At 61.2% G+C, this 25673-nt stretch carries 22 protein-coding genes; 12 read left to right on the top strand and 10 right to left on the bottom strand.

Annotated features, from left to right (window positions below; genetic code table 11):
• Positions 1-83 precede the first annotated feature (83 nt).
• Complete coding sequence (locus ACWKWE_RS06325) at positions 84-1061, top strand: ABC transporter substrate-binding protein (RefSeq protein WP_483850028.1); 978 nt, start codon at positions 84-86, stop codon at positions 1059-1061.
• A 49-nt stretch (positions 1062-1110) separates the two neighbouring features.
• On the top strand, positions 1111-3399 hold the full coding sequence (locus ACWKWE_RS06320; protein WP_483850027.1) for a molybdopterin guanine dinucleotide-containing S/N-oxide reductase: 2289 nt from the start codon (positions 1111-1113) through the stop codon (positions 3397-3399).
• 85 nt (positions 3400-3484) lie between these two features.
• Here ACWKWE_RS06320 and ACWKWE_RS06315 read toward each other — a convergent pair whose 3' ends face one another.
• The 5 genes from ACWKWE_RS06315 to ACWKWE_RS06295 form a co-directional block, all read right to left on the bottom strand.
• A complete protein-coding gene (locus tag ACWKWE_RS06315; protein WP_483850026.1) occupies positions 3485-4672 on the bottom strand; it encodes an acyl-CoA dehydrogenase family protein in 1188 nt (395 codons plus the stop codon).
• Entirely contained in the window at positions 4669-6036 is a 1368-nt protein-coding gene (locus tag ACWKWE_RS06310) for an LLM class flavin-dependent oxidoreductase (protein ID WP_483850025.1), read from the bottom strand. Before ACWKWE_RS06310 ends, ACWKWE_RS06315 begins: the two co-directional genes overlap by 4 nt.
• 25 nt (positions 6037-6061) lie before the next feature.
• Complete coding sequence (locus ACWKWE_RS06305) at positions 6062-7072, bottom strand: ABC transporter substrate-binding protein (protein ID WP_483850024.1); 1011 nt, start codon at positions 7070-7072, stop codon at positions 6062-6064.
• Positions 7073-7331: 259 nt separating this feature from the next.
• Complete coding sequence (locus tag ACWKWE_RS06300; RefSeq protein WP_483850023.1) at positions 7332-8912, bottom strand: rhodanese-related sulfurtransferase; 1581 nt, start codon at positions 8910-8912, stop codon at positions 7332-7334.
• On the bottom strand, positions 8909-9517 hold the full coding sequence (locus tag ACWKWE_RS06295; protein WP_166596739.1) for a cysteine dioxygenase family protein: 609 nt from the start codon (positions 9515-9517) through the stop codon (positions 8909-8911). The genes ACWKWE_RS06300 and ACWKWE_RS06295 overlap by 4 nt, the downstream gene beginning before the upstream one ends.
• A 190-nt stretch (positions 9518-9707) precedes the next feature.
• On the opposite strand from ACWKWE_RS06295, the gene ACWKWE_RS06290 reads away from it, so the two are divergent.
• Complete coding sequence (locus ACWKWE_RS06290; protein WP_166596740.1) at positions 9708-10613, top strand: LysR family transcriptional regulator; 906 nt, start codon at positions 9708-9710, stop codon at positions 10611-10613.
• Between the two features lie 124 nt (positions 10614-10737).
• Positions 10738-11538: a class II aldolase/adducin family protein gene (locus ACWKWE_RS06285; RefSeq protein ID WP_166596741.1), complete on the top strand. Its 801-nt coding sequence runs from the start codon at positions 10738-10740 to the stop codon at positions 11536-11538.
• 137 nt (positions 11539-11675) lie between these two features.
• Here ACWKWE_RS06285 and ACWKWE_RS06280 read toward each other — a convergent pair whose 3' ends face one another.
• A complete protein-coding gene (locus ACWKWE_RS06280) occupies positions 11676-12764 on the bottom strand; it encodes an LLM class flavin-dependent oxidoreductase (RefSeq protein ID WP_483850022.1) in 1089 nt (362 codons plus the stop codon).
• A 280-nt stretch (positions 12765-13044) separates the two neighbouring features.
• On the opposite strand from ACWKWE_RS06280, the gene ACWKWE_RS06275 reads away from it, so the two are divergent.
• Entirely contained in the window at positions 13045-14061 is a 1017-nt protein-coding gene (locus tag ACWKWE_RS06275; RefSeq protein WP_483850021.1) for an ABC transporter substrate-binding protein, read from the top strand.
• A 154-nt stretch (positions 14062-14215) separates the two neighbouring features.
• On the opposite strand, the gene ACWKWE_RS06270 is transcribed toward ACWKWE_RS06275, so the two are convergent.
• The 3 genes from ACWKWE_RS06270 to ACWKWE_RS06260 all read right to left on the bottom strand — a co-directional run bounded on the left by ACWKWE_RS06270 (position 14216) and on the right by ACWKWE_RS06260 (position 17612).
• Positions 14216-14626 (bottom strand): PA2817 family protein, encoded by a 411-nt coding sequence (locus ACWKWE_RS06270; RefSeq protein WP_166596744.1) that lies wholly within the window; start codon positions 14624-14626, stop codon positions 14216-14218.
• 110 nt (positions 14627-14736) lie between these two features.
• On the bottom strand, positions 14737-14940 hold the full coding sequence (locus ACWKWE_RS06265; protein ID WP_166596745.1) for a hypothetical protein: 204 nt from the start codon (positions 14938-14940) through the stop codon (positions 14737-14739).
• A gap of 227 nt (positions 14941-15167) precedes the next feature.
• Entirely contained in the window at positions 15168-17612 is a 2445-nt protein-coding gene (locus ACWKWE_RS06260; protein ID WP_483850020.1) for an acyl-CoA dehydrogenase, read from the bottom strand.
• A 296-nt stretch (positions 17613-17908) separates the two neighbouring features.
• Between ACWKWE_RS06260 and ACWKWE_RS06255 the strand changes: the two genes are divergently transcribed.
• The 3 genes from ACWKWE_RS06255 (at position 17909) to ACWKWE_RS06245 (ending at position 20440) form a co-directional block, all read left to right on the top strand.
• The gene (locus ACWKWE_RS06255) at positions 17909-18532 is read left to right on the top strand and encodes a glutathione S-transferase family protein (RefSeq protein WP_483850019.1); all 624 of its coding nucleotides are present in this window, start codon (positions 17909-17911) and stop codon (positions 18530-18532) included.
• Positions 18533-18731: 199 nt separating this feature from the next.
• Entirely contained in the window at positions 18732-19664 is a 933-nt protein-coding gene (locus ACWKWE_RS06250; protein WP_166596748.1) for an ABC transporter ATP-binding protein, read from the top strand.
• Complete coding sequence (locus ACWKWE_RS06245) at positions 19661-20440, top strand: ABC transporter permease (protein WP_166596749.1); 780 nt, start codon at positions 19661-19663, stop codon at positions 20438-20440. Before ACWKWE_RS06250 ends, ACWKWE_RS06245 begins: the two co-directional genes overlap by 4 nt.
• A gap of 142 nt (positions 20441-20582) precedes the next feature.
• On the opposite strand, the gene ACWKWE_RS06240 is transcribed toward ACWKWE_RS06245, so the two are convergent.
• Entirely contained in the window at positions 20583-21098 is a 516-nt protein-coding gene (locus ACWKWE_RS06240) for a DUF2062 domain-containing protein (protein ID WP_483850018.1), read from the bottom strand.
• Between the two features lie 155 nt (positions 21099-21253).
• Between ACWKWE_RS06240 and ACWKWE_RS06235 the strand changes: the two genes are divergently transcribed.
• The 4 genes from ACWKWE_RS06235 (at position 21254) to lpxK (ending at position 25661) form a co-directional block, all read left to right on the top strand.
• Positions 21254-23470, top strand: a complete 2217-nt coding sequence (locus ACWKWE_RS06235; RefSeq protein WP_483850017.1) for a DNA internalization-related competence protein ComEC/Rec2 — start codon at positions 21254-21256, stop codon at positions 23468-23470.
• Between the two features lie 93 nt (positions 23471-23563).
• Positions 23564-24238, top strand: coding sequence for a MotA/TolQ/ExbB proton channel family protein (locus ACWKWE_RS06230; protein WP_483850016.1), 675 nt, complete (start codon positions 23564-23566; stop codon positions 24236-24238).
• Entirely contained in the window at positions 24235-24666 is a 432-nt protein-coding gene (locus tag ACWKWE_RS06225) for a biopolymer transporter ExbD (protein WP_166596753.1), read from the top strand. The genes ACWKWE_RS06230 and ACWKWE_RS06225 overlap by 4 nt, the downstream gene beginning before the upstream one ends.
• Complete coding sequence (gene lpxK, locus ACWKWE_RS06220) at positions 24666-25661, top strand: tetraacyldisaccharide 4'-kinase (protein ID WP_483850015.1); 996 nt, start codon at positions 24666-24668, stop codon at positions 25659-25661. Before ACWKWE_RS06225 ends, lpxK begins: the two co-directional genes overlap by 1 nt.
• Positions 25662-25673 lie beyond the last annotated feature (12 nt).

Here is a 25673-nt window from a genome sequence, read left to right as displayed (position 1 = left end):
AGGCGATCAGTCGGCGACCGCACAGGCGGACCGGTATTCATGTTCATGAACCGGTTCCGATGGAACCCCTGTGGAGACCACTCGTGTCGATCAAATCCCGTCTGCTGCGCAACGCGTTATCTGCCTTTTGCTTCTCCGCTTTTATAGCGTCTACCCATGCCGCCGACTTGACCGTTGGCGATCAGAGCTACGGCGCCCGCACCGTCATGGAGGCAGCCGGTGTGCTGAAAGACCTGCCGTATTCGCTGGAGTGGAAGCAATTCACGGCCGGTTCTCCGGTGGCCGAGGCCTTGAACGTCGGCGCGCTGGACGTGGGCCTGTTGGGCGACGCTCCCGTTCTGTTTCTCGGCGCGTTGGGGGCGCCGATCAAGGTCATCGGCATTTCCCGGCAGAATCTGGAAGGCGTGGCGATCGTAGTGGGCAAGGATTCGCCGATCAAATCGGTGGCAGACCTCAAAGGCAAGCGTCTGGCGATCTGGAAAGGTTCATGGAGCCAGCAGTTGATGCTCACCGCGTTGGACAAAGCCGGCGTGGCGCGCGATGCCGTGGAGTATCGCTATCTGAGCGCGCTCGACGCATCCCATGCGCTGGACGGCGGTTCCGTGGACGCCATCGCCACGTGGGACCCCTACGTCATTCAGCAGGAGCGACAAGGCGCTCACGTGCTGGCAACGGCCAATACGTTGATCCCGGCGCAGAGTTTCATCGTCGCCAATGACAAAGCCATCAAGGACAAACGTGCGCAGATCACCGACTTCATTCAGCGCTTGCAGAAAGCGCGCGCCTGGTCGGTGGCCAACAAGCAGAACACCGATGCGTATGCCACGGCCTGGGCGGCGTTGAGCAAGGCCGATCCTGATGTGGCGCGGGGCTGGTTCGAGCGTTCGGCGACCACCGTGGTGCCCATTTCGCCGCAATCCATCGCTCAGGCCCAGCAGACTATCGACTTCTTCAACAAAGAGGGGCTGACGAAATCCTATCCGGCTGCCAATGTATTCGACGATTCGTTCAGTGCCGTGCTGGCGACGCCGGAGAGCGGAGCGACACAGGCGCAGCGTTAAGGGCACCATACGCGGTTTTCGATGAGCAGGATGGGGGAGTGTTCGGGGCATGAGTTTCACATCCTTGCATTGGGGCGCTTATCGCCCGCGTGTTGTGAATGGACGGCTCGACGCGATGGAGCCGGTGTCGTGGGATGCCGATCCGTCGCCCATCGGCGATTCGATTCCGGGGGCCATCGATTCGCCCACACGGATTCGTCGCCCGGCGATACGCCGCAGTTTTCTGGAGCGCTTCGGCGATCACCCGGCATTGCGCAGTCCGCATTTGCGAGGGCAGGAAGGGTTCGTCGAAGTGCCGTGGGAAACGGCGCTGGAGCTGGTCGCCAGCGAGCTCTCCCGGGTCAAGGGCGAGCACGGCAACCGGGCGATTTTCGGTGGCAGCTACGGTTGGGGCAGCGCCGGACGTTTTCATCATGCGCAAAGCCAGCTGCACCGCTTCCTCAATGGGTTTGGCGGCTACGTGTACAGCGTTGACAGCTACAGCCTCGGCGCCGGTCGCGTGCTGATGCCTCACATCGTCGGCAACATGGACTGGCTGCTGGCGGCGCACACCTCCTGGCAGAACCTGGCGCAGCATTGCGAGCTGTTCGTGGCTTTTGGCGGGCTGCCGGTCAAGAACGCCCAATGCAGCCCCGGTGGCGCCAGCGATCATTTGGTCGAGGGCGGGATTCAGCGGATGTCCGAGGCCGGGGTGAGGTTCGTGAACGTCAGCCCGCTGCGAGACGATCTGGTCGGCCCTCAACACAACGAGTGGCTGGCTGTTCGGCCAGGGAGTGACACGGCGCTGATGATGGCGCTGTGCTGGGTGCTGGTCGACGAGGGTCTGCACCACGAAGACTTTTTACAGCGTTACACCGTGGGGCGCGAACGCTTCATCGAGTACCTCCAAGGCCGCGTGGACGGCATCGCCAAAACCCCGGAGTGGGCGGCCGCGCTGACTGACATTCCCGCGTCGCGCATCACCACGCTGGCACGAGAGATGGCCAGCAAACGCACGATGATCAACATCGCCTATTCGCTGCAACGTTCGGTGCACGGCGAGCAGCCCTTCTGGATGACCGTGACCCTTGCCGCGATGCTGGGGCAGATCGGCCTGCCGGGCGGCGGATTCGGGTTGGGTTACGGCTGCATGAACAACACCGGCAGCGGGCGCAAGGCGTTTTCCGGCCCGCGCTTTTCTCAAGGCGTGAACCCGGTGAAGGATTTCATTCCCGTGGCGCGGGTCACTGACATGCTGCTCAACCCCGGCGCGCCCTTCGACTACAACGGCCAGCGGTTGCACTACCCCGATATTCGGCTGGTGTACTGGGCCGGGGGCAATATCTTCCATCACCATCAGGATTTGAACCGGTTGCTGGAAGCCTGGGAGCGTCCGGAAACCATCATCGTCCACGAACAGTACTGGACCGCTCAGGCCAAATACGCTGACATCGTGCTGCCCGCCACGACGGCGCTGGAGCGCGATGACATTGGCAGCGCGGCATCTGACCGCTACATGATTGCCATGAAGCAAGCCATCGAGCCGGTGGGCGAGTCGCGGGACGATTATTCGATTCTGGCGGACCTCTCCCGACGTCTGGATTTCGAGAGCGTCTTCACCGAAGGGCGCGATGCGGGTCAATGGCTGCGCTTTATCTACGACGAATCCCACCAGCGGGCCAACAGCTTTGGCATCGCGCTCCCGGATTACGATCAGTTCTGGCGCGACGGGCTGTTCGAGATCGACTACCCACCCAGCGATACCGTGCTGCTTCAGGCGTTTCGTGAGGACCCGGTGGCCAATCGATTGCCGACGCCATCGGGCAGGATCGAAATCTTCAGCGAGCGGATTGCAGGCTTTGGCTACGCCGACTGCCCCGGCCACCCGGTCTGGCTCGACACCCCGCTCAAGACGTTCCCGTTGCACCTGTTGTCGAACCAGCCGAAAACCCGCCTGCACAGCCAGTACGACCATGGCGCGTACAGTCAGGCGTCGAAAGTGCAGGGGCGGGAACCGCTGACCCTCAACCGCCAGGATGCCCGGGCGCGCGGCATTTCCGAGGGTGATGTGGTCAAGGTCTGGAATGAGCGTGGGGCGTTTCTGGCGGGGGTGATTGTGTCCGACGACATTCGAACCGGCGTGGTGCAAATCGCCACGGGGGCCTGGTACGACCCGCTGAGCAAGGCCCAGCCCCGATGCCTGGAAAAACACGGCAACCCCAATGTCGTGACCGAAGACATCGGGTCGTCGAGCCTGTCGCAAGGCTGCGCAGCGCAGACCGCCTCGGTAGAGATTGAAAAATGGGTGGGGGCGGTACCGGAAATCACAGCTTTCGAGCCGCCGGTGATGGTGGTGTAGAGGGTTGGGAGCCTCCATAGCAGCCCGGCGTGTCGGCAGTGTGACCGCCGCTATTGCCAGCACGCCGGGCTGGTACCGGGAGGCTTCAAGTCCGCTGATTCAACCGCCCCGCAAACACCGCCTTCCCGACCCCCTGCAACACCACATCATTCTGTGGCGTGTGCACCCGGCCGCACACGACATTGCGGTAGTGCCGTTGCAGCGGGTTGCTGCGGGACAGGCCGGGATTGCCGGTGGCTTCGATGGCCAGTTCCACCGCGCGGATGGCGTTGGCGGTGACCAGGTATTTGATCTGAGGCGCATGGCTGGCAGGTGTCAAGCCATGGGTTGCGGCGTCAATCAGGGTTCGGTTGGCGAACAGAAGCGTGTCGATGTGGCCCACGGCTTCCTGAAATCGGGGCAGGGTCGACAATGAAGCGCCGAGGTTCGACGGCGTGCGGGTCTCCAGAAAATCCACCAGCCAGTCCCGTGCCGATTGCGCAATGCCGTCGTAAACCGACGACAACAGCACCGACATCCACAGCAGACCCGAGGCGTCCAGTTCCGGTTGCGCCAGGCGCGCAGGGCTCACATTGACCGCTTGATCCAACGGCACCAGCACGTCCTCGAACACCACTTCATGACTGCACGTGGCACGCATGCCCAGATGGTCCCAATCCTCGACGATGCGCACGCCGGGGCTGTCCTTGCGCACCAGCCAGACGCCCACCAGCGGATCGTCGTCGTCACTGCGCGCCCAGACGTTGAACCAGGTCAGGCCGTGACTGCCGGTCGAGTAAATCTTCCGCCCGTTGAGCCGCCAGCCTTCCGCCGTACGGTGAGCCGTCGTGGCGGGAAGACCGCCTCGCGAGGGTGAGCCGAGGTCCGGTTCGACACGCAGCGCGTTGAGCAGCGCGCCGTTTTTCACCGCGTCCAGCCCCACGTGCCGACGCAGGTGCTCCGGCCAGTTGGGCGTCAGTTGCAGTCGCGCATGTTGCAGGTATTGCATCACCAGAATCAGCGCGGTGGACGGTTCACCGCGGGCCACGGCACTGATGACCTGTTGCGCCTGCTTGAGGTCCGCGCCACCGCCGCCCAGCGATTGGGGAACGGTCAGGCCGAGCAGCTTGTGCTCATGCAGCAGGCGAAAATTGTCATGGGGAAACTCACCACTGTCGTCGTAATGCTCAGCGGTTTCGGCCAGACGCTGAGTGATGCCGCGCAAGCGTTCAACGAACGCTTCATCGGACTCGACCTCTGTCACGATGGCTTGGCGATTCACCCCCGCGTTCATGCCGATGCCTGCGCGGTTGCTTGCGAGACGGGCTGCGAGGCGTCTTCCCGCGCCGCCGTGTAGCGGTTCACCGGGAACTCAAGCCCGAAATGTTCGCGCAGGGTTGAGCCTGTGTACTCGGTGCGTTGCAGGCCTCGTTGTTGCAGCACGGGGATCACCAGCTCCGTGAAATATTTCAGGCCGTCTGGCAGCAGCGAATTAATGATGAAACCGTCGCTGGCGCCATTCTCGAACCAATGCTGAATCTGATCGCCGACCTGTTCCGGCGTGCCGACGAACTCACGACGCGGCCGGGAGAAATCCAGCGCCACTTGGCGCAATGTCAGGTTGTGATCCCGCGCCTGTTGCTTGATGCGATCCGAACCGCCTTTCTGGCTGTTGGCGCCCAAGTCGCCCAGGTCGGGAAACGGCGCGTCCAAGGGGTATTGCGTGAAGTCGTGATCGTTGAACGGGCGACCCAGCGCAACGATGGCGTCTTCGATGCTCACCAGTTCCACGGCCTGTTGATAGCGGCGCTCCACCTCGTCGGCATCGCGGCCAACGATCGGGCGAATGCCGGGCAGGATCGACAGGTCATCGGGGTTGCGACCGAAGCCTTTGGCGCGACGCTTGAGGTCGGCGTAGTAGGCTTTTGATTCTTCGAACGACTCGGCATGGACGAAGATTGCGTCGGAATATTCCGCTGCGAAGTTACGGCCATCCTCCGAGGTTCCCGCCTGAAACAGCACCGGCTGACCTTGGCGTGAGCGAGCGATATTCAGCGGGCCTTTGACCTGGAAAAACTCACCCTGGTGGTTCAGCGGGTGCAGCTTGTCGCGGTCGAAGAATTCGCCCGTTTGTTTGTCGCGGGTGAAGGCGTCGTCCTCCCACGAGTCCCACAGCCCCTTGACCGTCGAGACGTGTTCCTTGGCGATGCGGTAGCGCACGGCGTGAGGAGGGTGTTCGCTTTTGCTGAAGTTTTCCGCCGTGCCACTGAGCCACGACGTGACGATGTTCCAGCCTGCACGGCCGCCGCTGATGTGGTCCAGCGACGAGACCTGCCGCGCCACCTGAAACGGCTCGGTGTAGCTGACAGTGACGGTTGCCACCAGGCCGATTTTCGAGGTGGTCGCTGCCAGCGCTGAGAGGATGGTCAGCGGCTCGAAACGGTTGAGGTAATGGGGGCTGGATTTCTCGTGAATGTGCAGGCTGTCGGCGATGAACACGAAGTCGAATTTCGCGTCTTCGGCCAGTTGCGCCTGCCCCTTGTACCACTGGAAGTTGGTGCTCGCGTCGGCCTGCGCATCCGGGTGGCGCCATTCGCCCCAGCCATGACCGACGCCGTGGACCATCGCGCCGAATTTGAGTTGACGGGGTGTGCTCATGAGGTGCTCTCCTGGAGTCGGTCGCTTAGCGCGCAGCCTGGGAATCGGTTTTCTCGGCAGCCTGCTCGGCGGCGAGGCGGATGGCGTTGAAGCCAGGATCGAAGCCGTTGGAGACATCGACGTGTTTATTCAGAATGCCTTCGCGCTCATAGATGTTGGCGGTGTTTTGCAGGCCCTTGATCACGCTGTCATCAATGCTGACACGCTCCATCTTGGTGTCCTGGTTGACGGCCAGATGCACTTCGACGGGCAGGCCGGTGACCTTGGTCTGGGCGGCTGCGTATTCCTTCGGATGGGCGTTGACCCAGCGGTAGGCGCGGTCCAGGCGCACGACGAAATCGTCCAGTTGTTCACGTTTCTCGGTGATCGCCTTGCTGGTGGCGGCGAGGTAGGAATGGTTGGTCAGCAGGTCCGGGCCATTGGGCAGGATGCGCGCACCGCTCTGGGTGGCGACCGTGGTGTACGGCGCCCAGGTGGCCCATGCATCAGCGTCGCCGTTGTCGAGGATCAGCCGCGACTCGCTTGGCAACAGGAAGACAAATTTGACGTCGCTGGTTTTCAGGCCCGCTTCGTTGAGCGCGCGAATCGCCAGGTAATGCCCGATCGAACCGCGCCCGGTGACGATGCGCTTGCCCTTGAGGTCGGCGACGGATTTGACCGGCGAGTCGTTACGGACGATCAGCGCCGTGGTGTAGCGCCCGTCGACGTGGGTAATGCTGATCACCTTCACCGGACCCCCTGCGCCGAGTGCGAAGACATACGGCGCATCGCCCAGCGCACCCACGTCCACCGCGCCCGCATTCAGCGCTTCACCCAATGGCGAGGCGGACGGGAATTCGGAGAATTTGATTTCGTAGGGCACGTCCTTCAGCTCGCCGGAGACCTCCAGTAGCACCTTCAATGCCGATTTCTGATTGGCGACCAAGAGCGGTTGCAGGGTTTCGGCCGCCTGGGTGTATTGGCCGAACGACAGCGTCAGCAGGGCGCCCAACAGGAGCTTTTTGACGCGCAGCGATTTGAGAATGGGGGCGGACATGAAGCGTGTCTCCAGGCTTGGAAAAAGGTTTGGGCCTCCGCCTGGAAAGGGGTCGGCTTTCAGGGTTATGACCTTAATCCTATAAGAAACGCATTAGAAGTATTTTTTGGTTATATGCTAATTATGTATCTGGTTAATTTTGGTGGTTTTTAATATTAATTTATTGCATTTAGTGGCTTGAAGGACATACGGCCTCATGATCGTACCCACGCACTGCGTGGGTACGATCGTCAAGGCGTCTTAAATCGGGAAGCTCGGTTTAAATCACATTAAACCCATGCGTCCCATCCCGACCCAACTGCTCCACCAGTCCGAATTCCCAATCCAGATAGGCTTGCATCGCTTCACGCGGCGCGTCGGTGCCTTCATAGGGGCGGCGATAGCGGTCGATGCGGGGGGAGGCGAGGTGGGTTTCACCGCTCTCCAGCTCGAAGCCGGCCTTCACCCAGCTGGCCGTGCCGTCCTTGAGCAGGAACACGGGCTTGCCGGTCAGCGCTTCGACTTCCGGCACGGCCAGGCGCGCCAGCTTGCTGCTGCCACAGGTCAGCACGTATTGCTCGGCCGCAGGGATTTTGCGCAGGGCATTGGACAGGTCGGCGCGCAAGGTCCACCAAGCGCCCGGAATGTGCTGCTTCACGTAATTGGCGCTGGCGGTGAAATCCAGCACGGCGACGCTGCCGTGTGCCTGCCATTGGCGCAGGGTGTCGGGGCTGATCTCCTCGACCTGCCACGGCGTCGGGATCGGCGCGTTCCAAGGGCCTTTCTCGCTGAAGTCCTGAGGGCGCAGATCGTCGAGCACGAACACTTCCCAACCCAGCTGAGCCAGCCACGACGCCGACATGTTGGCCCTGACGCCGTCGTCGTCGACCAGCACGATCCTTGCGCCCCGCACGCTGGCGTAATGATCGGTTTCCTGCACCAACTGGCCACCCGGCGTCGAGCGTGCGCCCGGCAAGTGCCCGGCCTCGTATTCTTCTGGGGTGCGCACGTCGAACAGGTACGTTGTGCGAGCTGCTTCGGTTTGCCAGGCGTTCAGGTCAGAGCGTTTGCCGCGCTTCACACCCGCTTTGTCGGCCACTTTGCGGGCATCCTCGCGAGCGGCGGACAGCGTGTTGTCACTGACCTCGGCAAAGCGGCGCGACTGACCGTGATCCAGAGTTTGCCCCGCCAGTAACCAGCCGATAGTGCCGTTGCGCAGGGCTGAAACCGGGTTTGGCAAGCCTGCATTCACCAGCGATTGCGTGCCGATGATGCTGCGCGTGCGCCCGGCGCAGTTCACGATGATGCGGGTCTTCGGGTCCGGCGCCAGTTCGCGGGCGCGCAACACCAGCTCGGCACCCGGAACGCTGACGCCGGTGGGAATGCTCATGGTCTGGTATTCGTCATAGCGGCGGGCATCGAGCACCACCACGTCGGCTTTGCTGTCGAGCAGGGCTTTCACTTCCTCGGCGGCGAGCGACGGCGTATGACGATGGTGCTCGACCAGTTCGCCAAACGCTTTGCTCGGCACGTTAACGTCGATGAACAGTTCGCCGCCCGCGTCGCGCCAGCCTTGCAAACCACCTTCGAGCAGCCTTACGTCGGTGTAGCCAAGATCCCACAGCCGGGTGAGGGCAGGCTGAACCAGGCCCTCGCCGTTGTCATACAGGGTGATTGCGGTGTCGCGGCGCGGGATGCGCGACAGCACCTCCAGCTCCAGTTTCGACAGCGGGATGTTCGCCGCAAACAGGGGGTGAGCTTCGGCAAAAGGCGCTTCTTCGCGCACGTCCACCAGAGCGACTTCTTCCTTATTCAGCAGTGCGTTGCGAATGTCGGCAAATGATCGGGTGTTTTGAGTCATTGGGCGTGGTTCTCTTTGGACAGGTCCCAGATGTTCGGGAGATAGGCATTCGAATAGCCGGAAATGAACAGTTTTTCGCTGCCGTCCGGTTGATAGACGGCACGCTTCACCGCGCCGATGTTGGCGCCGTACACGTGAATGCTGATCGACACTTGATCGTCGAAGGCGTTACTGACCTGATGAATGTCATTGCTGCGCGGAGACAGCGCTTCGACGTGGCCGGGTTCAAGGCGAATGGCCGGGCCTTCCTGTTCCAGTCGGCCTTCGGCGCTGCGGGCGAACCCTTGTGAGAACTCTGCGCCGCGCAACATGCCGATCAGGCCCCAGACACGATGGTCGTGAATGGGCGTGGTCTGACCCGGTCCCCAGACAAAACTGACGATGGAAAAGCGCTGGCGTGAGTCGGCGTGCAGCAAAAACTGTTGGTAGCGGGTCGGATCGGGAATCGCGTATTCGTCCGGCAACCAGTCGTCGTGGCGCACGAGTTGGCCCAGCAGTTTTCCGCCACGATGCAGCAGATCGCCCTCGCGGGGATTGCTGTCGATCAGTTCGGCCAGAGCGCCAATGAATTCCCGCAGGCGTTCGGGGTGTCGGGGTTGAGTCATGTGCGCTCCAGAACAGATTTGGTCAGCCAATATAAGCATAATGCTGCGGTGTAATATGCTATTTATTGATGATTAGGTTATAACGAAAAAGCATTTGATAACCCCCGGGCAGGTTGTCGGGCTATCCATGTGTTGCGTTTGGAATTATGCTTTTTGCCTATCTTGTCCCTTTTTTTCATGTGCGAACCGAATGAAAATTGATGATATCGACGCCTTCGTGGCGGTGATTCGCTGCCAGTCGATCAGCCACGCAGCTGAGTCGCTGGACCTGACGCAACCCGCGATCACGCGCCGGGTGCAGAATTTCGAGCAGGCGCTGGGGGTCGAGCTGTTTGACCGTAACACCAAGCCACTCAAGCCGACGGCCATGGGTTTGCAGGTGTATCAGAAATGCCTGGCGATCCTGCGGGAAATGGATTCGTTGCGTGAACTCGTCGCCAGCGACACCCCGCCCAGCGGCCTGTTGCGGCTGGGTGTGCCGCAGACCATTGGCGATGTCGTCCTGCTCGATGCCCTCAAACACTTGCGCGGACAGTTTCCCGACTTGCGCGCCCAGGTCGTCACCGGTTGGGGCAGCCATCTGATCGGCAAGATCGAAAACGGTGAGCTGGATGCCGCCGCCGCGCTGTTCCCGGCCGGCAAGATTTTCCCGGAAGGCATCATCGGCGAATCCATCGGCAAGATGGAGCTGGTGGTGGTCTGCGCCAGGGAGCGTCAGCCGAAAAAGCCGATCAAACTGGCCGAATGTTATGACCAAGGCTTTGTGCTCAATCCGGACGGTTGCGGTTTTCGTGCGGGGTTGCAGCGCACGCTGGCCGATCAGGGGTTGGGTCTCAAGGTCAATCTGGAGACGTTCGGCACTGAGCTGCAATTGGGGCTGGTGGCCGATGGAATGGGATTGGGGCTCGTGCCGCGTCCTTTGTTCGAACGCAGCGCCCATCACGATCAATTGGCGGTCGTGCCGCTCAAGGACTTCAAACCGGTGATGGACCTGTGGTTGATGTACCCGCGCTTCCTCGGGAATCTACAGGCACCGGTGGCCTCGTTCGGAAGTCTGGTGGCCGAAGCCTTGAAGGAGGCGCGTGAAGCGGCCTGACCTCTTCACGATAAGAAATAAAAAAACTTGATAATTAGCTTAGAAGAAAATGTGCTTTTTAAACATTTTCCAACGCGCTTAGGCTCCCTTGATACGTCTATTCAAGACCCACAGGGAGTCATGCATGAGCAATGTCAGTTCTTTGCCCGTTCCAGCCAACGCCAGCAGCGTACGGGATCGGGTCAGTCCCGAAGAGTGGGAGGTGCGGGTCAAACTCGCAGCGGCCTATCGCATCGCGGCGCTCAAGCGCTGGACCGATCACATCTACACGCATTTCTCAGCACGGGTGCCAGGGCCTGACGAGCACTTTCTGATCAATCCCTTCGGCTTGCTGTTCGACGAAATCACCGCGTCGAATCTGGTAAAAGTCGACATCGACGGCACCATTGTCGATGACCCAACAGGCCTCGGCATCAACCACGCAGGCTACGTGATCCACAGCGCCATTCACGCCGCGCGCCCGGACCTGCAAGCGGTGTTGCATACCCACACCCGTGACGGCATTGCGGTATCAGCGCAAAAAAATGGCTTGTTGCTGATCTCTCAGCATGCCTTGTCGTTCTCCGGGCGTGTGGCCTATCACGGCTACGAGGGCATCGCTCAGGACCTGGGCGAGCGTGAGCGGCTGGTGGCGGATCTGGGCGACAAGAGCGTGATGATCCTGAGAAATCACGGCTTGCTCACGGCGGGTATCAGCGTCGAGCACGCGTTCAAGCAACTGCACAATCTGGAATACGCCTGCAATATTCAGATGGCGGCGCAGGCTGCGGGCAACGCCGAGCTGATTTTTCCGCCAGAAGAGGTGGTGAAGAAGGTCGAGGAGCAGGCCAGGGTATTCCAGGACGGGAACGGGCCCGGCGTGGCCCGGCATTGGAATGCGTTGATCCGCGAGCTGGATCGGCACGGGACGGCCTATAAGGAATAAGAAGGGTTCAGCGCAAAGGGTCCTCCTGTGGGAGCGAATTCATTCGCGAAAAGGTCGTACGGCCGATGGATATGTGCCGAATGTACAACCCCCTCGCGAATGAATTCGCTCCCACAGAGGGGTATGCGATGTGGAACCTACGCCACCTTTTCCTGCTTCTCCTGCTCCCGCTTGGCCACCAACTCCCGGGTCAGCGGGATGAGCTTCTTGCCGTAATCAATCGCGTCTTCCAGCGGATCAAACCCGCGAATCAGGAAGGTGGTAATCCCCAGGTCGTAATAATCGAGCAGCGCCTCAGCGACCTGTTCGGCCGTGCCCACCAGCGAGGTCGAGTTGCCCTTGGCGCCCAGCAGCCCGGCAATCCCGGTCCACAGGCGTTTGTCCAATCGCGCCCCTTGCGCAGCCGCCGCCAACAAGCGCTTCGAGCCTTCGTTCGCCGGTTCGCGGCGCTGAATCCCTGCCGCCTGAGCCTGCGCTTTTGCGCGTTCCAGAATGCTGTCCGCACGTGCCCAGGCCTTTTCCTCGGTCTCGGCCAGAATCGGCCTCAGCGAGAGGCTGAAACGCACCGTCCGCCCGTGCTTCGCCGCCTCGACCCGGACCTGTCTGACGATATCCCTGACCTGCTCATAGGTTTCGCCCCACAGCGCGTACACGTCGGCGTGCTTGCCCGCGACTTTGATCGCCGCCTGGGATGCGCCGCCGAAATACAGCGGGATGTGTGGCTGTTGTGGCGACTTGACCAGCGAATGCGCCCCCTCGAACTGGTAATACGTACCGTGATGGTCGAAGGGCTTTTCCGCTGTCCACTCCTGACGCACGACACTCAAATATTCGTCAGTGCGGGCGTAACGCTCATCCTTGCCAATGAAGCTGCCATCGGCGCGCAGCTCCTTGTCGTCGCCACCGGTGATGATGTGCACCGCCGTGCGGCCACCGTTGAACACGTCCAGCGTCGCGAATTGTCGGGCTGCCACGGTGGGGGAGATGAAGCCTGGCCGGTGGGCGATGAGAAATTTCAGTTTCGTGGTCACGCTGGCGGCGTAGGACGCAATGAACGCGCTGTCCGGGCTGTTGGAGTGATAGGCCACGAGCGCTCGGTCAAACCCGGCGTCTTCATGGGCGCGCGCGACTTTTTCGACGTACTCCGGCTGAACGGTCTGACCGCTGCGTGGGTGAATTTCCGAGAACGGCTGGGTGGCGATGTAACCGATGAATTCGACGCTCATGGGCGATTCCTTATCCTTGTAGAAAAGACGGGCGCGCGTGCAATCGCGCGAGGCCAGTCAGCAACATAGGGGGAGCCGAGGGCCCTGTGAAATTCGATTTGGCGCTAAGCTAATTATAAAAATAATGCATCACTCATTTTATAAAAATCAAAAAAGCTGAGCATTAGCTTATTTCCAATCGACATTTCACCCCGGTTTTTTATGCGCTTACGATGATCCTTATCGGGCGGACTTATTGGGTCCGCTTTCTTTTGAAGCTGCCGTGCAAGGATGTCGTTCAATGGGGTTTAACCGCTGGAGTCTGGGCCGTCGAGGGCTCGCGTTATTGTTGTCGTGTGCCGTGCTGGCGGGATGTGGTGACGGAGGAAACAAACCGGCGGCGGTGTCGGATGCGGTGGATTGGTCGAAGGTCAAACTGATTCTGGGGGATCAGGCCAAGGGGCTGCGCACGGTGGTCGAGGCGTCGAAGGCGTTCGACGGCGTTCCGTATCAAGTGGAATGGGCCAACTTCCAGGGCGCCGCGCCGCTGTTCGAAGCCTTGCGCGCCGGGGCCGTGGACCTCGCACCCGCTGGCGACACGCCCGTGCTGGCCGCCGCAACAGGGGGTACGCCACTGCGCATCGTCGCCGTGCGTCGAGGCCAATCGCGTAGCATCGGGATTCTGGTTCCGCCGGATTCGGACATTAAAACCGTGGCCGACCTGAAAGGTCGCAACGTGTCGATTTCATCGGCGCGGGGCAGCATTTCTCAATACTTGCTGATTCGTGCGCTTGAAAACGCCGGGGTCAAGGAATCGGACGTGAACGTCGGGTTCGTGATGCCCACCGACGCGTTGTCGGCCTTTCATGCGGGCAAGATCGACGCGTGGGCGACGTTCGGCATCTATCAGGCCTTCGCGGAAGAAAACGGTGCGCGGCTGTTGCTGAGCGGGGAGGGTATCAACACCGGACTGACGTTTATCACCGCGTCGGATAAGGCGCTGGCGGACAAGGTGAAGCGCCAGGCCCTCAATGACGTGCTCCAGCGACTGGCCAAGGCGTTCGAATGGGCCAAGGCGAATCCTGAGCAGTATGCGCAGGTGTTCTCGACCGCCAACAATGTGCCGTTGCCGGTGTCGCAGCGTTTGCAGAGTTGGGGCGTCGAGTCGTTGCAGCCGGTGGAGGCGTCGGATGTGACGGCCCTGCAGGGCGTCGATGATCTGTTCGTTGCGAAGAAGATCTTTCCGCAGGCGGTGCAAGTGTCAGGGCTGGTGGACCGGGAGGTGTTTCCGAATGCCCATGGCGTCTTGCTGAAATAGGTGTTCGATGCTCAGCTCTGTAGGAGCGAATTCATTTGCGAATCGGTTTTCCAGACGATGCATTTCCATCGGATGTACCGGCCTCTCGCGAATGAATTCGCTCACAGTAAAGATCGGCGTTTCCTGAAAGAGCAGCGCCGACCCAACACTCAGATCAGTGCCGCGACCCTTCCTGCCCCATCGCCAGCAGTTGCTTTTCCTGATCCCAGTCGAACGGTTCTTCGTTCTCCTCGGCCTCGAAACGGCGTTCTTCCAGCGCGGTGTACAGGTCGATTTCGTCGTCGGGCATGAAGTGCAGGCAGTCGCCGCCGAAGTACCAGAGCAGGTCGCGAGGCACCAGATGGGCGATTTGCGGGTAGCGCTGGATCACCTGGCACAGCAGGTCTTGGCCCAGGTATTGGCTTTCGATCGGCTCAACCGGCAGCAGGCCGAGCAATTCGTCATAGCGTTCGATGAACAGTGCATGACTTTCTTCGGGCACTTGTTCGGCTTCACCGAGCGCGACCAGAATGCCGCGCAGGTGCGTCAGCAGGTTGAGAGTGCGGTCGAGATTGGCGTCGGCCATGATGAAGTCCTCAGAGACAAAAACAGGCGCGGGAGTATAGTTCCCCGAACCCGTGACCGATACCCCGGAGGACTGGTGGTCAGTGGTCGACGCGTAAAGGTGGGGTTACCTCAATGCCATAAACCGGCGAGATAGCGATGCCCGGCCTCGGTCAAGGCCAGATGGGCGTAGGTGTGATCAGGGCTGGGTTGGCGCGTGACGAAGCCGATGAGCAGAAGGGTTTGCAGGGTCTGGGTGGGTTTGCCGCTGTGAAGGTCCTCCCCCGAGGCGATTTCAGCAAGCAGGCAGCGATGAGTCATGCGATGGTCGATCATGATGCGTCCCCTTGGTGTTTTCTTGTTGTTACCGGGGAGTGTAGGACAGGGATTGAAGATATGCAGGCTAGAGCGGTGGATTAGATGATTTGGAATGGGGCCTGCCTGCTAAGGATGAGCTGTAGGAGTGAGCTTGCTCGCGATGACGGTGGGTCAGCTCCACTAATGGAGCCTTACAAACAGCATCGCGAGCAAGCTCACTCCTACAGGGGAGGGCTCATCCGGGGTTAGCGGATTTTTCCTTCGGAAGCCTTCAGTTCTTCCTTATCAAAATCATCCACATCAATGACCTTTCTGCGCGCCGCTTCCGCCGCCCGCAACTTCTCGGCTTCTGCCGGTTGCAACACGCCCGCGTTCAGTGCCGCATCGATCGCATGCTCACCGCCCGCCGGTGTCACCTGCCCGCTCTTGAGGCCGTGATGCAGTTTGCCATGCAGCGATTTCGCGCCAGTCAGCAGGTCCGCCGCATGTTGCAGCGCCCCCACTGGATCACTCTCCGAAGTCGGGCGATAACAACCGGCGAGCACCGATTCCAGCGCCGGATCGCCTTTGGCGCGCCCGATAATCTCTGCGACTTCCGCATCCAGCACGTCCGATGGGCCTTTATGACGGCGCCCGAACGGGAACACGATCACGCGCAACAATGCGCCCAGAATCCGGTTCGGGAAGTTGCTCAGCAGTTCGTCCAGCGCACGCTCCGATTCGCCCAACGCCTCTTCCATCGACCAGCGAAACAGGGGCGCCAGCGCTTCCGGGTAATCCAGATCGTGGTAGCGCTTGAGGGCCGCCGAAGCCAAGTACATGTGGCTGAGCACGTCGCCGAGTCGCGCCGACAGCCGCTCCCGGCGTTTCAGTTCGCCGCCCAGCAGCATCATGCTCAGGTCGGCCAACATCGCGAATGCAGCCGCCTGGCGATTGAGGGCGCGGAAATAGCCCTGACTCAAGCGATCGCCCGGCATGCTTTCGAAATGGCCGACACCCAGATTAAGCACCAGCGTGCTGGCCGCGTTGCGCACGGCGAAGCCGATGTGTTGCATCAACAGGCCGTCGAACTCCTTCACCGCTTGATCATGATCCTCACATCCGGCGAGGGCCATTTCCTTCAACACGAACGGATGGCAACGAATGGCGCCCTGGCCGAAGATCATCAGGTTGCGTGACAGAATGTTCGCGCCCTCCACGGTGATGAAGATCGGCGCGCCTTGCCACGACCGGCCCAGGTAATTGTTCGGGCCCATGATGATGCCCTTGCCGCCGTGCACGTCCATGGCGTGGGTAATGCACTCGCGACCCCGTTCGGTCAGGTGGTATTTGAGGATCGCCGACAACACCGACGGTTTCTCACCCAAGTCCACGGCGTTGGCCGTCAGCATCCGCGCGCTGTCCATCAGCCATGCGTTGCCGCCGATGCGCGCCAGGGCTTCCTGAATACCCTCAAAAGCGGCGAGGGGCACGTTGAACTGCTCGCGGATCTGCGTGTATTGGCCGGTGACCAGGCTGGTGTATTTCGCGGCACCGGTGCCGACCGCAGGCAGGGAAATCGAACGGCCCACAGACAGGCAATTCATCAGCATCATCCAGCCTTTGCCGAGCATGTCTTGACCGCCAATGAGGTATTCAAGCGGGATGAACACGTCCTTGCCTGAATTGGGGCCGTTCATGAAGGCAGCGCCCAGCGGCAAGTGGCGACGACCGATTTCCACGCCCGGAGTGTCGGTGGGGATCAACGCCAGGCTGATGCCCAGATCCTCTTCTTCGCCGAGCAGGTGTTCAGGGTCGAACGCCTTGAACGCCAAGCCGAGCAAGGTCGCGACGGGGCCGAGGGTGATGTAGCGTTTTTCCCAGTTCAGGCGCAGGCCAATGACTTCTTCGCCCTGCCACTGGCCCTTGCAGATAATGCCGGTGTCGGGCATCGCACCCGCGTCGGAACCCGCCAACGGGCCGGTCAGCGCAAAGCAAGGGATGTCATCGCCCCGGGCCAGACGCGGCAGGTAATGGTTACGTTGTTCGTCGGTGCCGTAATGCAACAGCAGTTCGGCCGGGCCGAGGGAGTTGGGGACCATGACGGTGGACGCCAGGTCGCCGCTGCGGGTCGCCAGTTTCATCGCGACTTGTGAGTGGGCGTACGCCGAGAAGCCTTTGCCGCCGTATTCCTTGGGGATGATCAGCGCAAAGAAGCCGTGTTCTTTGATGTGGGCCCAGGCTTCAGGTGGCAGGTCCATCGCCTGACCGATTTCCCAGTCAGTGACCATGGCGCAGAGTTCGTTGGTGGGACCGTCGATGAACGCCTGCTCTTCTTCGGTCAGCTGGCTTTTCGGGTAAGCCAGCAGCGTGTCCCAATTGGGACGGCCGCTGAACAATTCGCCGTCCCACCAGACTGTGCCCGCGTCGATGGCATCGCGTTCGGTTTCTGACATCGGTGGCAGCACTTTCTGAAACCAGGCGAACATCGGCGCGCTGAAGTATTGGCGGCGCAGGTCAGGCAGGGCCAAGGGCACTGCAACGGCCAGCCACAGCAGCCATGGAATGATCATCCAGCCGTGGGCATGACTGAACGAGCCCATCACCAGCAGATAAATCGCCACGATGCCCAGGGCGGGGAAGGGGGCGACACGCCGATGGGCCAGCCAGGCCACGCCGATCACCAGCACCACGATCCACAACAACAGCATAAGAATCCCTCCGAAATGACGGCGCAATCGGGCGCCATCGACATCGCGGGCAGCCGCTCTGGCCCGCGCATCGATAGTGACCCCGCGCCGTCGGGGGAGTTCGAGCCATGGCCGATGCGCGTGAGGGTGTGGCTCGAATACCCCCTTGGCGGGGCCATTTCCCTGGTCTGGATTTCGGACTCTGTACCGTGGGGTAAAGCCAAATCAACGTCCCGCCCCGCCCGATGGTTTAGACTGGCGGCCCGCAGGCATATGCCACTAACGTCACCCACTTAGCACTCAGGAGAACAACAATCATGCTGAAAATCTGGGGCCGGAAGAATTCGTCCAACGTCCGCAAAGCCCTGTGGGCCGCGGAAGAACTGGGGCTGGCGTACGAGGCGATCAGTGCGGGCGGCGCGTTCGGCCTCAATGATCAGCCGGACTACCTGGCGAAGAACCCCAACGGCGTGGTGCCCATGATCGAAGACGGTGACTTTGTGCTGTGGGAATCCAACGCCATCGTTCGTTACCTGACTGCGCAATACGCCCCGGATTCAGCGCTGCACCCCAGCGATCCCAAGGCTCGCGCCCAGGCGGACAAATGGATGGACTGGACCACGTCGACGTTCGCCGGACCATTCCGCACCGTGTTCTGGGGTGTATTGCGCACGCCCGCCGATCAACAGGACTGGACGCAGATCAACCTTGCGAAAGGCACCGTCGAAGGCCTGCTGCGCATTGTCGATGAAACCCTCGCTCGCCAACCCTGGCTGTCGGGCGACGCGTTTGGTATGGGCGACATTCCGCTGGGCAGCTTTATTTATGCCTGGTTCGAAATGCCGATTGAACGCGCAGAGCTGCCTCACCTCAAAGCCTGGTACGAGCGTTTGCAGCAGCGCCCCGCGTTCCGTAAGGCTGTGATGACAGCGCTGACGTGAGCGTTACCGCGTTAGATTAATAACGACTATCAATAGATCTCGCTGTACTTGCGCGGCGTGGGCAAGCAACATTGACGCTCGTTCCACTTTGCAACGGATTGTTTCGGCGACCCAGTATCAGCGGCCCGGAACGATCCAACAGCCAGGCTTTTGTCATCGCTTATTCCTTTTCTTTCCTTTTATTGGTGTGTTTTCAGTCATGAGTTCAGCTCTGTCCATCCGGCAGCTAACCAAGACCTACGGCAACGGTTTCCAGGCCCTCAAGGGTATCGATCTGGACGTCGCCGAGGGTGATTTCTTCGCATTGCTCGGCCCTAACGGTGCCGGCAAATCCACCACCATCGGAATCATCTCGACCCTGGTCAACAAGACCACGGGCACGGTGAACATCTTCGGCCACGACCTGGATCGCAATCCAGCGCAGCTCAAGCGCTCGATCGGCGTGGTGCCTCAGGAATTCAACTTCAACCAGTTCGAGAAGACTTTCGACATCGTCGTAACCCAGGCGGGTTACTACGGGATTCCGCCGAAGATCGCCAAGGAACGCGCCGAGCAGTACCTGACCCAATTAGGGCTGTGGGACAAGCGCAACGTGCCGTCGCGTTCATTGTCCGGCGGCATGAAGCGTCGCCTGATGATCGCCCGCGCGCTGATTCACGAACCGCGCCTGCTGATTCTCGACGAGCCGACCGCGGGCGTGGACATCGAGCTGCGCCGTTCGATGTGGACCTTTCTCACCGAACTGAACGAGAAGGGCATCACCATCATCCTCACCACGCACTACCTGGAAGAGGCTGAGCAGCTGTGCCGCAACATCGGCATCATCGATCACGGCACCATCATCGAAAACACCGGGATGAAAACCCTGCTCAATACGTTGCATGCCGAGACGTTCCTGCTGGACCTCAAAGACCCGATGGCCGTAGCACCGCAGCTGGCGGGCTATCCGTCGCGGCTGGTGGATGAACGCACGCTGGAAGTGCAGGTGGATAAAACCGTCGGCATCACTGCGCTGTTCGGTCAACTGGCGCTGCAAAACGTTCAGGTGCTGAGCCTGCGCAATAAAACCAACCGCCTTGAGGAGCTGTTCGTGGGCCTGGTCGAGAAAAATCTGTCGAAGGTGGCGGTATGAGTTCAGAGCTGCGCCCCAACCTGATCGCCATGAACACCATCGTGTACCGCGAGGTCCGCCGTTTCATGCGGATCTGGCCGCAAACCCTGCTGCCGCCAGCGATCACCATGGTTCTGTACTTCGTGATCTTCGGCAATTTGATTGGTCGACAGATCGGTGACATGGGCGGCTTCACCTACATGCAATATATCGTGCCGGGCCTGATCATGATGTCGGTGATCACCAACTCCTACGGCAACGTGGTGTCGAGCTTCTTCGGCGCGAAATTCCAGCGCTCGGTGGAAGAGCTGATGGTGTCGCCGGTCTCGCCGCACACCATTCTGATCGGTTACACCCTCGGCGGTATGTTGCGCGGGTTGATGGTGGGCGTGATCGTCACGATCCTCTCGATGTTCTTCACCGACCTGCAGGTGCATCACCTGGGCGTGACCATCATTGTGGTGGTGCTGACGGCGACGATCTTCTCGTTGTTGGGCTTCATCAACGCGGTGTTTGCGCGCAACTTCGATGACATCTCGATCATCCCGACGTTCGTGCTGACGCCGCTGACCTATCTGGGCGGAGTGTTCTATTCGATCAATCTGCTGCCGCCGTTCTGGCAGACCGTGTCGCTCGCCAACCCTGTGCTGCACATGGTTAACGCCTTCCGCTTCGGGATTCTCGGTGTATCGGACATCAAGATCAGCGTTGCGCTGGCGTTCATGGTCGTGGCGACCATCGTCCTGTACCTCGGCTGCGCACGCCTGCTGGTGAGCGGGCGCGGTATGCGGCAGTAACCCTTCGGCAGCTCTGCCTGCCAGCGGGCTTACCTGTGGGAGCGAATTCATTCGCGATGCGGCGGTACATTCGACACGGATGTATTGAATGTATCGCCCTTTCGCGAATGAATTCGCTCCCACAGATTCTGCGCCGCCCGCATTATCCGCGCCTGGCCCCGCGCCGCTTCCACTGCCGTCCCACCCACCACCGCCAATACCCCATCGTCCCGAAATACCCCACCAGCCCCAGCACCACGCCCGCCACGAGCGATCCCAACAGAAACGGTTGCCACAGCGTCGTGAGCTGCCCGCTGATCCAGTCCCAGCTCATCTCGTCCGGAAAGTGCCTCGGCGGCAGCCCCAGCAACAGAGCGCCGATCTTGTAGGTGACATAGAACACCAGCGGCATCGTCAGCGGGTTGGTCAGCCAGCACAGGCTCACCGCAATCGGCATGTTCGCGCGTAGCCAGATTGCCAAAAACGCCGCCAACAGCATCTGCAACGGCATCGGCATCAACGCCGCAAACAAACCAATCCCCATCGCCCTCGCCACGGAATGCCGATTGAGGTGCCAGAGGTTGGGGTCATGAAGGAGGGTGCCGAGAAAGCGTAAGGATTTATGTTCCCGGATGCTGTTCGGATCGGGCATGTACCGCTTGATCAGGTGGCGTGGCATACAGGAAATCCGGGGGCTTGGCCGAGAAATTCGGGCCAGTATGCATGGATAGTGACGCATGGAAATTCAGACATTGTGACAATTAATAAAAGCGCGCTTCCCCCTGTGCGCTAAGTCATGAAGGTGAATTTCATCGGTCGACAGGGGAAAGCCTCATGCGCACAGGGATGGTGGCGCTTGCACTGGGACTGTTGGTCCTGCGTTTTTTACCGGCATTACCGCCGGTCTGGTTGATGCTGGCGATGCCGGTGTTCGCGCTGATGCTGTTGCCGTTTCGCACCTACCCGTTGGCTTTTTTTCTGTTTGGACTGACGTGGGCCAGCGTTTCCGCGCAATCCGCCTTGGACGATCGATTGCCCGAGCGGCTCGACGGCCAGACGTTGTGGCTCGAAGGCACTGTTGTCGGTTTGCCTCAGAGCGCCGACGGCGTGGTGCGTTTTCAGCTCGAAGACCCTGTTTCACGGCGCACTCGATTGCCGGATCGCATGCGCGTCGCCTGGTACGGCGGTGCCGAAGTGCGCAGCGGCGAGCGCTGGCGGTTGGCCGTCAAACTCAAACGTCCCGGCGGTCTGGCCAACCCTGGCGCCTTCGATTACGAGGCCTGGCTGTTGGCCCAGCGTATCGGGGCGACGGGCACGGTGGTTGACGGCGAGTTGATCGCGGCCACGGCAGAGCCCTGGCGGGATCGCATTCGTCAGCGTCTGATGGCAGTCGATGCCCAAGGGCATGAGGGCGGTCTCGCGGCGCTGGTGTTGGGGGACGATTCGGGCCTCAGCGCGGCACAGTGGCAGGTGCTGCAAGACACAGGCACCGTGCACCTGCTGGTGATCTCGGGTACTCACATCGGGCTTCTGGCGGGATTGCTTTACGGTCTGGTGGCGGGCCTTGCACGTTGGGGGCTGTGGCCACGGTTCATCCCTTGGTTGCCCTCAGCCTGCGCGCTCGCTTTGAGTGGTGCGTTGATTTACGGCTTTCTCGCCGGGTTCGATGTGCCGGTGCAGCGGGCCTGCATCATGCTCGGACTCGTCCTGCTGTGGCGCCTGCGGTTTCGGCATCTCGGCGTGGTCTGGCCAATGCTGATCGCGCTCAACGGCGTGTTGATCGCCGAGCCGCTGATCAGTCTGCGCCCCGGTTTCTGGCTGTCGTTCACGGCGGTCGGCATTCTCCTCCTGATCTTCGGTGGACGCCTCGGCGCCTGGCACTGGCTGCGCAGTTGGTCTCGCGCCCAGTGGCTGATCGCGCTCGGTCTGCTGCCGGTGCTGCTGGCGCTGAACCTGCCGGTCAGCCTGAGCGGGCCGCTGGTCAATCTGGTCGCGGTCCCGTGGGTCAGTGTTTTGATCCTGCCCTTGGCACTGTTCGGCACGTTTCTGCTGGTGATTCCGCCGATTGGCGAGCGCTTGCTCTGGCTGGCGGGCGGCGCGATGGAGGGGCTCTTCCGGGTGCTCAGCCCGATGGCCGACCTCATACCCGCTTGGACCGGTCCTGCCGTGCCGATCTGGGTCTGGCCCTTCAGTCTGTTGGGCGCGTTGCTGCTGTTGCTGCCCAATGGCGTGCCGTTGCGCCCGCTGGGTTGGCCGATGTTGCTGCTGTGCGTGTTCGCACCGCAGAAAAGCGTCCCGCTGGGCGAAGTCGAAGTGACGCAACTGGACGTCGGGCAAGGCCTGGCGATCCTGCTGCGCACGCAAAACCATGCGCTGCTGTATGACGCCGGGCCACGGTTTGGCGAGTTCGACATCGGTCAGCGTGTGGTCCTTCCGGCCATTCGACGTGCCGGGATCACCGAGTTGGACCTGATGCTCCTCAGCCACGCCGACGCCGATCACGCGGGTGGGGCGCCCGCCATCCATCAAGCCATGCCAGTGTCGAGAGTGCTTGGCGGCGACATCGAACGCATGCCCCCCGGATTGTCTGTCGAGCGATGTCAGAGCGGCGAGAGCTGGACGTGGGACAACGTGACGTTCGCCACCTGGATCTGGGAACAGGCCGGGGAGGGCAACCAGGGTTCTTGCGTCCTGAGCGTCGAAGCGAACGGCGAGCGGCTGTTATTGACCGGTGACATCGACGTCCCTGCCGAGCGCGCCATGCTGGAGCACGGTTTCGACGTTCGCGCCGACTGGCTGCAAGCGCCTCATCACGGCAGCCGCACGTCTTCGTCGAAACGCTTTCTGCAGGCGGTTTCGCCTCGCGGTGTGCTGATTTCCCGAGGCCGCAACAACGCGTTCGGCCATCCTCATCCGTTGGTGATGTCGCGCTACCGCTGGCTGAAGATCGACACCCATGACAGTGCGGAGCGCGGTGCTCTGACGCTGCAATTGGGAACCTTCGGCGAGGTGGACTTCGAGCGGGCTGTCCGACGTTTCTGGCGAGAGTGATCAGCCGGTTATTCATCGGACAGGATCAGTCAGCGATGCGATGTGCCGACCGTATGTTAGAGTAGCGCCACTTTTTTTCAGGGGGTGGTCGCTGTGTGGGAGCTGGTCAAATCTGGTGGCTGGATGATGCTACCGATCATTTTGAGTTCCATTGCCGCCGTCGGAATTATCATTGAGCGTCTTTGGACCTTGCGCGCCAGCCGCATCACGCCACCGCATCTGCTCGGTCAGGTATGGCGCTGGATCCAGGACACACAGCTGAGCAGCGAAAAGCTCAAGGAGCTGCGCGCCGATTCGCCACTGGGTGAAATCCTCGCCGCAGGCCTGGCCAACTCCCGTCACGGTCGCGAGATCATGAAAGAGTGCATCGAGGAGGCCGCCGCTCGGGTCATTCACGAACTCGAACGCTACTTGGCCACCCTCGGCACCATCGCCGCCATGGCGCCACTGCTGGGTCTGTTGGGCACCGTGCTCGGCATGATCGACATTTTCAGCTCGTTCACCAGCACCGGCATGACCGGAAACGCGGGCATGCTCGCGGGTGGTATCGCCAAGGCGTTGATCTGCACTGCGTCCGGCCTGACCGTCGCGATTCCGACGATCTTCTTCCACCGCTACCTGCAAAGCCGTGTGGACGAACTGGTGGTCGGCATGGAACAGGAAGCCATCAAATTGGTGGAAGTGGTGCAGGGCGACCGCGACGTTGACCTGACCGATGCCAAGCCTGACCTCAAGGCCGCCGCTCGTGGCGAGGGCCGCAAGAAGTGAAATTCCGTCGCCGCAAACCCCGGGAGACCATCGACATCAACCTGGTGTCGCTGATCGACGTGGTGTTCATCCTGTTGCTGTTCTTCGTGGTCACCACCACGTTTACCCGCGAGACCCAATTACGCGTGGACCTGCCCCAAGCCGTCACCGGCGCCTCGGCGGACGATGTGGATAAAAAGCACGTGGACATCACCATCAACGCCGACGGCGTCTATTCGGTGAACAACACCCTGCTGGCCGACAGCAAGCTGGACACGCTGATCGACGCATTACAGAAGGAATCCGGTGGCGACACCAGCCTGCCGTTGTCCATCAGCGCCGATGGCAAAACCCCGCACCAGGCGGTCATCACGGCCATGGACGCGGCGGGCAAGCTGGGTTTCGCCCATTTGCGCATGACCACTGTCGAGGCCGCATCGGCTAACTGATGGCATTGACCGACCGCTTGCTCGACGCCTGGTACAAGGGCCATCCGGCCCTGACGCTACTGCGACCGCTGGAAGCCTTGTATCGGCGCGTGGTCAACGGCAAGCGTGCGCGTTTCGTGGCAGGCGAGGGTGACATCTACACAGCGCCAGTGCCTGTCATTGTCGTCGGCAACATCACTGTGGGTGGCACCGGCAAGACGCCGCTGATCCTGTGGATGATCGAACACTGTCGCCAGCGCGGGCTGCGCGTGGGCGTGGTCAGTCGCGGCTATGGCGCCAAACCGCCGAGCTTTCCATGGCGGGTTCGCGCCGGGCAAGACGCTACGCAGGCCGGTGACGAGCCGCTGCTGATCGTCAAACGCACCGGCGTGCCGTTGATGATCGACCCGGACCGCTCGCAGGCCGTGCGTGCATTGCTGGCGGACGAACCCCTCGACCTGATTCTGTCCGACGACGGCCTCCAGCATTACCGCCTCGCTCGGAGCCTCGAACTGGTACTGATCGACGCTGCACGGGGGCTCGGCAATCGCCGGTGCCTGCCTGCGGGCCCGTTGCGTGAGCCGGTCGAGCGGCTGCAAAGCGTCGACGCGCTGCTGTACAACGGTGCGCTTGTAGACCGTGACGACGGCTACGCCTTTACCTTGAAGCCCACCGCTTTGGTCAACCTCAAGACCGGTGACGCCCATCCGGTCGATCATTTCGCCCCCGGTCAGCCCATGCACGCCGTCGCCGGCATCGGCAACCCGCAACGTTTCTTCAACACCCTCGAAGGACTACACTGGCGGCCGGTTCCCCATGCATTCGCCGATCATGCCGAGTTCAGCGCAGAGACCTTGGCATTCACGCCAGCCCTGCCACTGGTCATGACCGAGAAAGACGCCGTGAAGTGTGCTTCCTTCGCGGCGCCCGACTGGTGGTACCTGGCCGTGGAAGCCGTGCCTTCCCCGGCCTTCGTCAGTTGGTTCGATACGCAGTTAACCCGGCTTTTGCCATGACTCGCTCAGGAT

Source organism: Pseudomonas salicis, assembly GCF_057128705.1.
This window is presented reverse-complemented; position numbering and strand designations above follow the sequence as displayed.